Source organism: Lachnoclostridium sp. An14, assembly GCF_002160755.1.
Taxonomy (GTDB): Bacteria; Bacillota; Clostridia; order Lachnospirales; family Lachnospiraceae; genus Lachnoclostridium_A.
The window spans coordinates 102,640-115,963 of the sequence record NZ_NFLE01000001.1; the positions used below are offsets into that span (position 1 = coordinate 102,640).

General features: G+C 56.8%; 15 protein-coding genes. All 15 read left to right on the top strand.

The genetic code is table 11. The features are described from left to right. The first annotated feature begins 95 nt into the window (after positions 1 to 95). The 15 genes from B5E84_RS00435 to B5E84_RS00505 all read left to right on the top strand — a co-directional run bounded on the left by B5E84_RS00435 (position 96) and on the right by B5E84_RS00505 (position 13,324). Entirely contained in the window at positions 96 to 677 is a 582-nt protein-coding gene (locus tag B5E84_RS00435) for an HD domain-containing protein (RefSeq protein ID WP_087217657.1), read from the top strand. Beyond that, on the top strand, positions 674 to 1,621 hold the full coding sequence (gene miaA, locus B5E84_RS00440) for a tRNA (adenosine(37)-N6)-dimethylallyltransferase MiaA (RefSeq protein ID WP_087217659.1): 948 nt from the start codon (positions 674 to 676) through the stop codon (positions 1,619 to 1,621). Before B5E84_RS00435 ends, miaA begins: the two co-directional genes overlap by 4 nt. Next, positions 1,618 to 2,898: a methionine gamma-lyase family protein gene (locus B5E84_RS00445; protein WP_087217661.1), complete on the top strand. Its 1,281-nt coding sequence runs from the start codon at positions 1,618 to 1,620 to the stop codon at positions 2,896 to 2,898. Before miaA ends, B5E84_RS00445 begins: the two co-directional genes overlap by 4 nt. A 67-nt stretch (positions 2,899 to 2,965) precedes the next feature. Beyond that, a complete protein-coding gene (locus B5E84_RS00450) occupies positions 2,966 to 3,217 on the top strand; it encodes a DUF4321 domain-containing protein (RefSeq protein ID WP_087217663.1) in 252 nt (83 codons plus the stop codon). A 92-nt stretch (positions 3,218 to 3,309) separates the two neighbouring features. After that, positions 3,310 to 3,999, top strand: coding sequence for a RadC family protein (gene radC / locus B5E84_RS00455; protein WP_087217665.1), 690 nt, complete (start codon positions 3,310 to 3,312; stop codon positions 3,997 to 3,999). After that, positions 4,000 to 5,010 carry a rod shape-determining protein MreC gene (gene mreC / locus B5E84_RS00460; RefSeq protein ID WP_087217667.1) on the top strand — a complete coding sequence of 337 codons (1,011 nt, stop codon included), beginning with the start codon at positions 4,000 to 4,002 and terminating at the stop codon, positions 5,008 to 5,010. Beyond that, positions 5,007 to 5,528, top strand: a complete 522-nt coding sequence (mreD, locus tag B5E84_RS00465; protein WP_087217669.1) for a rod shape-determining protein MreD — start codon at positions 5,007 to 5,009, stop codon at positions 5,526 to 5,528. The genes mreC and mreD overlap by 4 nt, the downstream gene beginning before the upstream one ends. Next, entirely contained in the window at positions 5,518 to 8,394 is a 2,877-nt protein-coding gene (locus B5E84_RS00470; RefSeq protein ID WP_087217671.1) for a penicillin-binding transpeptidase domain-containing protein, read from the top strand. Before mreD ends, B5E84_RS00470 begins: the two co-directional genes overlap by 11 nt. 104 nt (positions 8,395 to 8,498) lie before the next feature. Beyond that, positions 8,499 to 9,164 (top strand): septum site-determining protein MinC, encoded by a 666-nt coding sequence (locus B5E84_RS00475; protein ID WP_087218198.1) that lies wholly within the window; start codon positions 8,499 to 8,501, stop codon positions 9,162 to 9,164. Between the two features lie 68 nt (positions 9,165 to 9,232). Then, positions 9,233 to 10,024 (top strand): septum site-determining protein MinD, encoded by a 792-nt coding sequence (gene minD / locus B5E84_RS00480; RefSeq protein WP_087217673.1) that lies wholly within the window; start codon positions 9,233 to 9,235, stop codon positions 10,022 to 10,024. 12 nt (positions 10,025 to 10,036) lie between these two features. After that, positions 10,037 to 10,312: a cell division topological specificity factor MinE gene (minE, locus tag B5E84_RS00485; protein WP_087217675.1), complete on the top strand. Its 276-nt coding sequence runs from the start codon at positions 10,037 to 10,039 to the stop codon at positions 10,310 to 10,312. 2 nt (positions 10,313 to 10,314) lie between these two features. Further along, positions 10,315 to 11,439, top strand: coding sequence for an FtsW/RodA/SpoVE family cell cycle protein (locus B5E84_RS00490; RefSeq protein WP_087217677.1), 1,125 nt, complete (start codon positions 10,315 to 10,317; stop codon positions 11,437 to 11,439). A gap of 18 nt (positions 11,440 to 11,457) precedes the next feature. Then, positions 11,458 to 11,853 carry a methylglyoxal synthase gene (gene mgsA, locus B5E84_RS00495; RefSeq protein ID WP_087217678.1) on the top strand — a complete coding sequence of 132 codons (396 nt, stop codon included), beginning with the start codon at positions 11,458 to 11,460 and terminating at the stop codon, positions 11,851 to 11,853. After that, positions 11,850 to 12,815 (top strand): D-alanyl-D-alanine carboxypeptidase family protein, encoded by a 966-nt coding sequence (locus B5E84_RS00500; RefSeq protein ID WP_442911382.1) that lies wholly within the window; start codon positions 11,850 to 11,852, stop codon positions 12,813 to 12,815. Before mgsA ends, B5E84_RS00500 begins: the two co-directional genes overlap by 4 nt. An 89-nt stretch (positions 12,816 to 12,904) precedes the next feature. Next, the gene (locus B5E84_RS00505) at positions 12,905 to 13,324 is read left to right on the top strand and encodes a twitching motility protein PilT (RefSeq protein ID WP_087217681.1); all 420 of its coding nucleotides are present in this window, start codon (positions 12,905 to 12,907) and stop codon (positions 13,322 to 13,324) included.

The following is a 13,324-nucleotide window of genomic DNA, read 5'->3' on the forward strand; positions in this document are numbered from 1 at the left end:
ATACTAGGAGCACCGGCTGGATTCCCCCGTCTATTTTTCCTGGAACCATCATATATTGATTACAGCGGGCGGATTCCTCCGGAGAGAGGAGTTTTATGGAGATCAAAGCGTTTATCGACGCTCTGGCCGTAGCGGAACGGCTGAAAAACAATACCCGCCATTCCTGGACCTCTGAAAACCGTCACGAGAGCGTGGCGGAGCACAGCTGGCGGGTGGCCCTCATGGCCTACTTTGTAAAGGACGAATACCCGGACCTGGACATGGACAAGGTCATTCGGATGTGCCTGATCCACGATCTGGGAGAGGCCTTCACCGGGGACATCCCCACGTTCTTAAAAACCGGGGAAAACGAGATCCACGAGGCCGAGGTGCTGGCGGAGTGGGTGGCCAGCCTTCCGGAGCCTTTCTGTACGGAAATGAGGGAGCTCTACCGGGAAATGGACGCCCAGGAGACGAAGGAGGCCAAACTCTACAAGTCCCTGGACCGGATGGAGGCCATTGTCCAGCACAATGAGGCCCCGATTTCCACCTGGCTGCCTCTGGAATATGAGCTGAACCTGGTCTACGGAAAAGAGCAGTGCGCCTTTTCTCCTTACACCAAAGCCCTTCAGGAGACCTTAAAAGAGGCCTGCCTGGAAAAAATCCGCAGGGAGGGTGGAAAGGAAGATCAGCCATGAGCGCCCGCTGTCCCCTTTTAATCATCACCGGCCCCACGGCAGTGGGAAAGACCTCCCTCTCCATCCAGGCCGCCAAGGCCTTAAACGGGGAGGTGATCAGCGCCGACTCCATGCAGGTATACCGCCACATGGACATCGGCTCCGCCAAGGTGACGAAGGAGGAGATGGACGGAGTTCCCCACCATCTCATCGACGTGCTGGAGCCGTGGGAGCCGTTTCACGTGGCCATTTTCCAGAACATGGCCCGCCAGGCGGTGGAGGACATCCGAAGCCGCGGACGGCTGCCCATCATCGTGGGAGGGACCGGATTTTACATCCAGGCCCTCCTCTACGACATCCATTTCCAGGAGACAGAGGAAGACGGCACCATCCGCAGAGAGCTGGAGCGGCTGGGAGAGGAAAAAGGGGCGGAGTACCTGCACGAGATGTTAGCGGAAATCGACCCGGAATCCGCCGCCGCCATCCACGCCAACAACCGGAAACGGGTGATCCGCGCCATCGAATACTACCGCCAGACAGGAAAACGGATGTCCGACCACAACCGGGAGGAGAAAGCCAGGACCTCTCCCTATGATTTCCTATATTATGTGATCACCATGGACCGGGCGGCTCTCTATGAGCGCATTGACCTGCGGGTGGACAAGATGGTGGAACAGGGGCTGGTGGAGGAAGTGCGCCGCCTGAAGGAAATGGGCTGTACCAGAGACATGGTCTCCATGCAGGGACTGGGCTACAAGGAGATCTTAGACTACTTAAACGGGGACTGCACCCTGGAGGAGGCGGTGGAAATCATCAAGCGGGACACCCGCCACTTCGCCAAGCGGCAGCTCACCTGGTTTAAACGGGAGCGGGACACCCGCTGGCTTACCCAGGAAGAATATCAGTTTAACAGCAGTCGGATGCTGCAGAAAATCTGTTCCGACTGCGAGAAGGAGATACAATGAAAATGAAAGAAATGTACGGATCCCTCGGCATCAGCGACGCCGTGCTGGAGTTCGGACTGGACATAGAGAAACAGTTAAAGGAGCGGTTTGCCGCCATCGACGAGACGGCGGAGTACAACCAGATGAAAGTCATCCGGGCCATGCAGGAGTGCCGGGTCAGCGACATCCATTTTGCCGCCACCACCGGCTACGGCTACAATGACCTGGGCCGTGACGTGCTGGAGGAGGTGTACGCCAAAACCTTTCACGGGGAGGACGCCCTGGTGCGCCCCCAGGTGATGAGCGGCACCCACGCCCTGCACATCGCCCTGTCCGGAAACTTACGCCCCGGGGACGAGCTCCTCTCCCCCGTGGGAAAGCCCTACGACACCCTGGACGAGGTCATCGGCATCCGGGACGCCGCCGGCTCCCTAAAGGAGTACGGCGTGACCTACCGCCAGGTGGACCTGCTGCCGGACGGCTCCTTTGACTACGAGGGCATCCGCGCCGCCATCAACGAGCGGACGAAACTGGTGGCCATCCAGCGCTCCAAAGGCTACGCCACCCGCCCCACCTTATCCGTGTCCCAGATCGGAGAGCTGATCGCCTTCATCAAAGGCATCAAGCCGGAGATCATCTGCATGGTGGACAACTGCTACGGAGAGTTTGTGGAGCGCATAGAGCCCATGGAGGTGGGGGCCGACATGATGGTAGGCTCCCTGATCAAGAACCCCGGCGGCGGCTTAGCCCCCATCGGCGGTTATATCGTGGGCACGAAAGCGTGCGTGGAGCGGGCCGCCTACCGCCTGTCCGCCCCCGGCTTAGGCAAGGAAGTGGGCGCCAGCTTAGGCCTTAACCAGTCCTTCTTCCAGGGCTTTTTCCTGGCCCCCACCGTGGTGGCCGGAGCTTTAAAAGGGGCGATTTTCGCCGCCAACATCTATGAAAAGCTGGGATTTTCCGTGGTGCCAGACAGCACCGAGTCCCGCCACGACATCATCCAGGCCGTGACCTTCGGCACCCCGGAGGGCGTCATCGCCTTCTGCAAGGGCATCCAGGCTGCAGCCCCGGTGGACAGCTTTGTGACCCCGGAGCCCTGGGATATGCCTGGCTACGACGCCCCGGTGATCATGGCGGCAGGCGCCTTCGTCCAGGGTTCCTCCATCGAGCTCTCCGCCGACGGCCCCATAAAGCCTCCCTACGCCGTCTATTTCCAGGGCGGCCTCACCTGGTATCACGCCAAGCTCGGCATCCTCATGTCCTTACAGAAACTGACGGACGCCGGCATCGTGCGCCTGTAAATCGGTCTATACAGGAAGGAAATCTTGTGATAGAATAGTACGAACTAAAATGGGAGAGTGCTTACCAATGAGAAATAAAAATTTCTGGATCCTTCTGATCCTTCTTCTGGCGGGAATCGTGCTGGGCGGCTTTATGGGAAATCTGGCGGCCGGCATCCCCATGCTGTCCTGGTTAAACTTCGGCCAGTCCTTCGGCATCACCCCCGCCATGACCTTAGATCTGGGGATCCTGGTGATCACCTTTGGACTGAGCATCAAAATCACCATGGCCAGCATCATCGGAGTCGTCATCGCCCTGCTGGTATTCCGCTGGATCTAGGTCCGGCGGGATTTCGCCGGCTTATCTGCCGGAAACCCATCCGGCGCTCCTGAAACGCGTACCTGGAGAGTCACGTCAGAACAGGAGGAACGATGAGCGAGATTACCATGAAGGAGCTTCCCCTGGAGGAACGCCCCTACGAAAAATGTTTTACCCACGGCCCGGAGGCCTTAAGCGACGCGGAGCTTTTGTCCGTCATCATCCGCACTGGGACGAAAAAAGACAGCTCCCTGGCCCTCTCCAGAAAGATTCTGGAGGGAGAGGACGGCGGGCTTTTAAGCCTTCTCCACCGCTCCCTGCCGGAGCTGATGGAGATCCGCGGGATCGGTCCCGTAAAGGCCAGCCAGCTGCTCTGCATCGGGGAGCTGTCCAGGCGGATCTGGCGCCAGGCGGCGTCGGGAGAGACCTTGTCTTTTCACAGCCCCGAAGCCATCGCCGGCTACTACATGGAGGAGATGCGCCACCGGGAGCAGGAGGAGCTTCGGGCCATGTTTTTCAACACCAAGCAGGTGCTCATCAAAGAGCTTTTGGTCTCCAGAGGCACGGTGAACGCCTCCCTGGCCACCCCCAGGGAAATCTTCATCGAGGCTCTGCGCTACCGGGCGGTGAGCCTGATTTTAGTCCACAACCATCCCAGCGGAGATCCTTCTCCCAGCCGGGAGGACGTGGCTTTTACGAAACGGGTGCGTCTGGCGGGAGAGGTGGTAGGCATCGCCCTGCTGGATCACATCATTATCGGAGATAACGCATTTATGAGTTTAAAAGAACGGGGAATGTTATAGATGGAATCAAAGCGCAGCAAATATATTTTGATCGGACTGAGTGTATTCTGCATCCTGCTGATCGGAATTTCTTCCGTAAACGATGGCTTTCTGGCCCCTCTGCGAAACGGGGTGGGCTACGTGCTCACGCCCATCCAGTCCGGAGTAAACCGGGCCGGATCGGCCGCCTACGAAAAGCTCCGGAACTATTCCAATCTGCAGGACGCCCTCCAGGAAAACGAGGAGTTAAAAAGCCAGGTTGCCGCCCTCACAGAGGAGAACGGACGGCTGCAGCAGGAGCAGTTTGAGCTGGACCGGCTCCGCAGCCTTTACGGCCTGGACCAGGAATATATGCAGTACCAGAAGGTGGGCGCGCGGGTCATTGCCAAGGACTCCGGGGACTGGTTCCAGATCTTCCGCATTGACAAGGGCTCCAACGACGGCATCCGTAAGGACATGAACGTGATCGCCGGAGGCGGCCTGGTAGGGATCGTGACGGACGTGGGGGCAAACTATGCCACCGTCCGCTCCATCATTGACGATTCCAGCGAGGTCTATTCCATGGCCATGCAGTCCGGTGTGAACTGCGTGGTGGAGGGCGATCTCACATTATATAAGGAAGGAAGGCTGCGCCTGACCCACATCCCCTTAGAGGGAGATGTAAAGGAGGGGGACCGCATTGTCACCTCCAATATCAGCTCCGTCTTCCTGCCGGGCCTGTTTATCGGCTACGCCGCCGACATTTCCATTGACAACAACCGGGTGACCCGGTCCGGCTATCTCATCCCGGCCGCCCAGTTTGACACCCTTCAGGAGGTACTTGTGATCACCGACTTAAAGAGTGAGCTGTCAGAAAACGGGGAGACTGCCCCGGCGGAAGGGGAAACCGCAGGAGAGGGCGCGGAGGACGGAACCTCCGAGGGCACGGCGCCGGAAGACGGAACCGGTTCCGCGGAAACTGCGGCAGACGCCTCCGGTGACACGGCAGAGGATGCCGGATCCACATCCGCCGGCACGGAGGGCGAGGCATGAGACGGCTGGTGATCAATCTGGTGCTGGCCATCGCGGCCTTTATCATTCAAAGCTGCGTCTTCCCCCAGATCCCTTTCCTCTCCGCGGCGCCCAACCTGATGCTGATTTTGACCTTCTCCTTCGGGTTCATCTGCGGCAAGGACGCGGGGATGCTCTGCGGCTTTCTCTGCGGAGTCCTGATGGACTTATTTTACAGCGGCCCCTTTGGGTTTCACACCCTGTTTTACGTATGGATGGGGTATGCAAACGGGATTTTTACCAAATACTACTATGAGGATTACATTCCCCTGCCCCTGATTTTGAGCCTGGTCAACGATCTGGCCTACAACCTTTACATTTACATCTTCCTCTTTCTGATCCGGAACCGGCTGCATTTCCTGTATTATTTCCGGGAAATCATCCTTCCGGAGGTGATTTTCACCACGCTTATGACCCTGGTGATCTACCGGGTGTTCCTGTTTATCACCAGGAAGATGGAGGAGCTGGAAAAAAGGAGAGATACGGATTTTGTTTCATGACATTCTTGATCTGATAAAGACCCTGGCGGGAAAATTCATTTCCTCCCGGCTGGCCGTCATGGCCATTGTATTTTCCGGGATGTTCGCGGTCCTCATTTCCAAGCTGTTCGATCTGCAGATCGTCCACGGCGAGGATTACCTGCGGGACTACATCCAGCTGACGGAGCGGGAGGTGAGCACCCCCGGCACCAGGGGCAATATCTACGACCGCAACGACAACGTCCTGGCCTACAGCGAGCTGGCCTACGTGGTCACCATCCAGGACAACGGAGAGTATTCCACCTCCGCGGAGAAAAACAATATGTTCCTCCGCCTGGTCCGCATTTTAAACCGCCACGGCGAAAGCGTCATCGGACGGTTTGAGGTGGCCATAGACGAGAGCGGGGAAATGTACTATACCTCCACGTCAGAGACCTCCAGAAAGCGGTTTTTAAGCGATCTCTACGGCTTAAAGACCATCGACGAGCTCACCGGCCCCGACGGGAAATACCCGGACGTCACCGCCAGGGAGCTGTTTGAAAACAGGATGAAAGAGTACGGCTTAAACGACTTAAAGGACGAGGACGGAAATCCGGTGGAGATGACCGACGAGGAGGCACTCCAGGTGATCAACATCCGCTACACCATGGGCCTGACGGCCTACCGCAAATACGAGGCCACCCAGGTCACCTCCTACATCGGCGAGGAGACCATGGCCGACATCACGGAGCACTCCGCGGAGCTTTTAGGGGTGGACGTGGCGGAGACCACCATCCGAGTTTACAACGACAGCGTATATTTCGCTCCCATCATCGGCTACACCGGAAAGGTGCAGGAGGACCAGCTGGAGCTTTTAAAAGCGGAAAATTCCGACTACGAGCTCACGGACATCGTGGGAAGAACCGGCATCGAGGCCGATATGGAAACGGCTCTCCAGGGCAAAAAAGGCCACCAGACCATCTGTGTGGACAACGTGGGACGGGTAATGGAGGTTCTGTCCCAGACGGATCCGGAGGCAGGGCAGGACGTGTATCTGACCCTGGACCGGGACCTGCAGAAGGGCATCTACCATTTGGTGGAGAAACAGCTGGCCGGCATCGTGGCCTCCAAGCTGGTAAACGCCGACGAGAGCGTCAACGCCACCCGGGACAGCTCCAGCCGTCTGATCCCCATCGCCGACGCCTATTTCCAGCTGATCAACAACAACGTGCTCTCCGCCAGCCACTTCGCGGCGGAGGACGCCTCCGGGACAGAGGCGGGCATTTACCGGAAATTTACCTCCTCCAAGGACCAGATCTTTGAGCGGCTGAGAAATGAGCTTTACAGCAGCCATCCCACCCCCATGGATCAGCTCCCGGAGGACATGGCTGACTATATGTCCTACATCAGCTCCTACCTGGCCTCTGACCAAGTGGGCATCCTGGTGACAAAGAATGTGGATCAGGAGAGCGAGGCCTATCAGGCGTGGAAGAACAACACCTGCAGCCTGCGGGAATACCTTTACGCCGGCATCGCCGGCAGCTGGATCGACACCTCCAAGCTGGAAATCGACAACAAATACTCCAGCGCCGACGACATCTACTCCGTCCTGGTGGAGGAGACTCTGGCCGGCCTTTACGGGGATTCCGCCTTCGACAAAAAGATTTACGACTATCTGATTCACGGCGGGACCATCACCGGGCGGGAGCTGTGCCTGGCCCTCTACGACCAGGGCGTCCTGGAATACGATCCAGCGGAAGTCGCCGCCCTCACCGGAAACGGAGAGGAGTACGCCTTCCAGTTCATAAAGAAAAAGATTTCCAACATCGAGCTGACCCCGGCCCAGATGGCCCTGGAGCCCTGCACTGCCGGGGTGACCGTCACGGATGTGGATACGGGGGAGGTATTAGCCCTGGTAACCTACCCCAGCTATGACAACAACCGCCTGTCCGGAACCATGGACACGGCTTACTACAACAGCCTGTTAAACGACCTGTCCAACCCCCTGTACAACAACGCCACCCAGGTGGTAAAGGCTCCCGGCTCCACCTTTAAGCCGATTACCGCCATCGCCGCCCTGGAGGAGGGAGTCGTTTCCTCCGGAGAGCTGATCGAGTGCACCGGCGTGTACGAGGAGGTGGCAAAGCCCATCCGCTGCTCCATCTATCCGGGAAACCACGGGGCGCAGACCATGGCTGAGGGAATCCAGAATTCCTGCAACTACTACTTCAACGAGATGGGACACCGTCTCTCCATGGATGAAAACGGGCTCTACACCCCGTCCAGGGGCGTGGAGATCATCCGGGAGTACGCCGCCAAATTCGGCCTGGACAGCACCTCCGGAGTGGAGCTGCCGGAGGTAGCCCCCCATATGACCACGGAGGACCCGGAGCGTTCCGCCATGGGACAGGCCACCAACGCCTACTCCAACGTCCAGCTCTCCCGTTACGTCACCGCCCTGGCCAACCGGGGCACGGTCTACAACTTAAGCCTGATCGACAAGGTGACGGACGCCTCCGGAAATCTGATCGAGGATTTCACCCCTGAGGTCTACTCTCAGGTGGAGGTGGCGGATTCCACCTGGAACACCGTCCAGCAGGGCATGAGGCAGGTGATTACCAACAGCTCCGTCAACCGCATCTTCAAGGATCTGGAGGTGAGCGTGGCAGGAAAGACCGGTACGGCCCAGGAGACCAGCGGCCATGCCAACCACGCCTTCTTCATTTCCTACGGCCCCTACGAGGACCCGCAGATCAGCGTGACGGTAAACATTCCCAACGGATACACCTCCGGAAACGCGGCGGCCCTGGCCAAAAACGTGTACGAATTCTACTTCGGCTACACGCCCTTGGATCAGATCCTAAACACCGGCGCTTCGGAGGCCACCAACGTCAACATCCGGGACTAACCCGGACGCGTGAGACCAACACCAGAAAAGACCCGCAGCGGGGATTAGAAAAATGGACGCTCCGGCGGCAAATGGGCTGCCTGCGCTTGGGAGGGATCAGCATGATGCACAATACGGTGGTGATAAAAGGAAACAAATCGGGGCTTACGGTCTTTCTGGACCCGGCCCCTCCCTTTGAGGAGCTTTTGGCGGACGTGGCCGCCAAATTCCGGGAGAGCGCCAAATTCTGGGGCTCCGTCCAGATGGCCCTGACCTTAGAGGGGCGGAAGATGACGCCGGAGGAAGAATTCGCGGTGGTGAACACCATCACAGAAAACTCCCAGATTGAGATTCTCTGCCTCTTAGACCGGGACGTGCACCGCATTGAGCGGTGCGAGAAGGCCTTAAACGACAAGCTCATGGAGTTAAACTCCCGGACCGGCAACTTTTACAAAGGCAGCCTGGCCCCTGGGGAAACCCTGGAGTCAGAGGCCAGCATCGTGGTCATCGGGGATGTGGCCCAGGGAGCGCGGGTGACCGCCAAGGGAAACATCATCGTCCTCGGCGAGCTGCGGGGAACAGTCCACGCCGGCGCCGCCGGAGATTTTGAAGCGGTGGCCGTAGCCCTGGAGATGGCTCCCATACAGATAAAAATCGCGGGCATCCAGCAAAAATTCGGGGACCGTCCCAGACGCCTGGGCCGCGGCCCCATGATCGCCGGCATTGAGAATGGCCGCATCGCGGTGAAATCTCTGAAAAAGAACCTTCTCAGCCGGATTAATTTTATTTAATACTGGAAAATTTCCAGAAAATTTGCTACAATATACTATGGCAATTTCATATCAGGAGGATATTCATTATGAGTGAAGTCATTGTGATTACTTCCGGAAAAGGCGGGGTAGGCAAAACGACCACCTCCGCGAACGTGGGAACAGGCCTGGCCATCTTAGGCTACCGGGTAGTCCTGATTGATACCGACATCGGACTGCGCAACCTGGATGTGGTGATGGGCCTGGAAAACCGCATCGTCTACAATCTGGTGGACGTCGTGGAGGGAAACTGCCGGATCAAGCAGGCCCTGATTAAAGACAAAAGATATCCCAACCTGTATTTACTGCCATCGGCCCAGACGCGGGACAAGACCGCTGTCAACCCGGCCCAAATGAAAAAGCTGGTCAACGACCTCCGCGGCGATTTCGACTACATTCTCCTAGACTGTCCCGCCGGCATTGAGCGGGGCTTTAAGAACGCCGTAGCCGGAGCGGACCGGGCCTTTGTGGTGACCACCCCGGAGGTATCCGCCATCCGCGACGCCGACCGGATCATCGGTCTTTTGGAGGCGGAGGACATGGGCGAGATCGACCTGATCGTAAACCGGGTGCGCATGGATATGGTGCGCCGCGGCGACATGATGTCGGTGGGAGATGTGGTGGACATCCTCTCCGTCAATATGATCGGAGCCATCCCGGATGACGAGGACATCGTCATTTCCACCAACCAGGGAGAGCCCCTGGCGGGGAGAGAATCCCTGGCGGGACAGGCTTACATGAATATATGCAGAAGGCTTGTGGGGGAGAATGTTCCCCTCATGAATCTGGAGGCATCCAAAAGCATCATCCGCCGGCTGTCCGGTTTTCTGAAACGGGCGTAAGGGGGAGTGAGCATGAGGTGGTTATCCGGATTCCGGAGGAGAAATTCCGGGGAGCTGGCCAGAAACAGGCTGCGCCTCATCCTGGCGGCAGACAGGACAGACTGTTCCCCAGAGCTGATCGAAATGGTAAAAGAGGACCTTGCGGTCGCCGTCTCCCGCTACATGGAGATCGACCAGGGGGGAATTGAGATACAGATCCGGCAGGAGACTGCTGCTGCCGGAAGAAAAATGCCGGCCCTTTATGCCAATATACCAATCCTGCATATGGGAAATAAGGGGACATTTTAACTATGCTGTTTGATTACAATTTCAGAAACTACAACATCCGTCTGATCCTGTACGTGCTGGCGCTGAATTTCATCGGACTGCTGGTGATCAACAGTGCCTCCGGGCAGGACGCGGGGATGGTGGGAAAGCAGGCGGTGGGAATTGCCCTGGGCCTTGTGATGGCCCTGGTGATCTCCCTGATCCCGTACCAGAAACTCCAGATTTACAGCTGGGTCATCTACGCCGGCTGCATCCTGATTTTGCTGGCGGTTCTCGTTTTCGGTGAAAACGTAAACGGTGCCACCCGCTGGATCAAGATCGGCGGCATCCAGTTCCAGCCCTCGGAGTTTGTCAAGCACGGCATGATCGTGTTTGGCTCCTGGTTTCTGTCAAAAAACCGGGAGTCCCTGAACTCGGTGCGGACCCTGCTTTTAACGGCGGCGGTGTTTGCGGTGCCGGCCTTCCTCATTCTGGAGGAGCCGAACCTCTCCACCACCCTGGTACTTTTGTTTGTTCTGGCCTGCATGGTATACATGGCGGGCCTGAGCTATAAATGGATTTTCGGAGCCCTGGCGGTGGTTCTGCCCGTAGGCGGACTGCTGATCTATCTGGCCAGGTTCACGGACATCCTCACGAAGATTCCGTTCCTTCAGGGCTACCAGATCACCCGCGTGATGGCCTGGCTAAACCCTGACGACTACGCGTCCACCGGCTATCAGCAGGCCAATTCCATTATGGCCATCGGCTCAGGGATGCTAAAGGGAAAGGGGCTGAATAACAATACCTTGGCGTCTGTGAAAAACGGAAACTTTTTATCCGAGGAGCAGACGGACTTTATTTTTGCCGTCATCGGCGAGGAGCTGGGCTTTATCGGCTGCGTGCTGGTGATCGCGCTGTTTGCCGTGCTGGTGTTTGAATGTCTTTGGATGGCCCACCGGGCGAGGGATTTGTCGGGAAAGCTGATCTGCTGTGGGGTGTCGGCGCTTTTAGCCTTCCAGACCTTTGCCAATATCGCTGTGGCCACGGGGATCTTCCCCAATACGGGGCTTCCCCTTCCGTTCATCAGCTACGGAGTGAGCTCGCTTGTCAGTATGTACATCGGGCTGGGGGTTTTATTAAATGTTGGACTTCAGAGAAATAAGCATTAAAGAAGGAGGATTTCGTAAATGAATATCGGTTTAGTAGCCCATGATTCAAAGAAAAAGCTGATGCAGAACTTCTGCATCGCCTACAGGGGGATTTTAAGCAGGAATGTCCTGTATGCGACGGGGACCACAGGACGCCTCATCGAGGAGGTCACAAACTTAAACGTACACAAGTTTCTGGCCGGCCATTTAGGCGGCAACAAGCAGCTCAGCGCGGAGATCGAGCACAACACCATTGACCTGGTGATCTTTTTGAGGGATCCGCTCCATCCGAAGGAGCACGAGCCGGATGTCAATGACGTGGTCCGCCTCTGCGACCTCTACAATATTCCCCTTGCTACCAATGTGGCTACGGCAGAGCTGCTCATCAAGTCCCTGGACCGTGGAGATATGGAATGGAGAGAAGCATACAGATAACTACGTTAAAACGACGGGCGCGGATAGGGGCGGCGGTTCTTCTTTTCGCGGCAGCAGGCCTCACCGGCTGCCGGGGAGAGGTGACAGAGCGGCCTTATACGCTGGCGGAGCGGGAATTTTCCTCCGACGGCTTTCCTCAGGCGGAGCTTTTCGCGGCGGATCTGTGCGTGCCCGACGGGAGCGGAGCTTATGAAGACGGGACGGTCACTGCGGAAGCGGCGGCCCTGTTCTCCCTCTCAGACGGAACCGTTCCCTATTATAAAAATATGTACGAGCGGCTTTATCCGGCCAGCATCACCAAGGTGATGACGGCCCTGGTGGCAATCCGCCATGGGAATCTGGACGATTTGGTGACTGTGACAGAGGACGCGGTGATCACGGAGGCGGGCGCCTCCCTGTGCAACATCCATCCGGGAGATCAGCTGACCTTAGAACAGCTCCTTTACGGGCTGATGCTGCCGTCGGGAAACGACGCCGGGGCAGCCATTGCCGTACATATTGCCGGGAGCATTCCGGATTTTGCCGCCATGATGAACGAGGAGGCGAAGGCCATCGGCGCCACCGGCACCCATTTTACCAATCCCCATGGATTAACGGATGAAGATCACTATACCACCGCTTATGATCTGTACCTGATTTACAATGAAGCGATGAAGGAGCCGGAATTTCGGAAGATCGTGGGGACACCTTCCTACTATGCGGAATACGTGGACCAAGCAGGGGAGACCGTAACGCAGACATGGAAGATGGGAAACCAGTTTCTGACCGGAGACCGGGAAACTCCTGAGGGAGTGACCGTGACAGGCGGAAAGACCGGCACCACCAGTGCCGCCGGATACTGCCTGATCATTTCCAGCCAGGCGGACAGCGGAGAGGAATATATCTCCGTTGTGCTCAAAGCGGACAGCCGTCCGGCCCTCTATGACAACATGACAAATCTTGTGAATAAAATTGTCAATTAGTGATTGCCTTTTTTGAGAATTTGTTCTATAATTATGATAATATGAATTGATTTTTATGCAAATTCAATAAACGCAAGGAGGATATTGTTATGGTTCAGATCATCGCAGGAGAAAAGGGTAAAGGAAAGACAAAATATCTGTTGGATAAGGCCAATGCGGCCATAAAGGAATCCACTGGTTCCATCGTATACCTGGACAAGAGTTCCAAGCATATGTACGAGCTGAACAATAAGATTCGTCTCATCAACGTGAAGGAGTATCCCATCACTTCCAGCGAAGCGTTCGTGGGTTTCATCTGTGGAATCATTTCTCAGGATTACGATCTGGAGATGATGTTTTTAGACAGCTTTTTAAAGCTGGCGGCCCTGGAGGGAGAGGACATCTCCGAAACGATCACTACTTTGGAAAATATCGGCGAGAAATATCACGTGACCTTCGTGCTGAGCGTATCCATGGACAAAGAGAATATGCCTGAGAACGCCCAGAAGGACGTCATTATCGCGTTATAA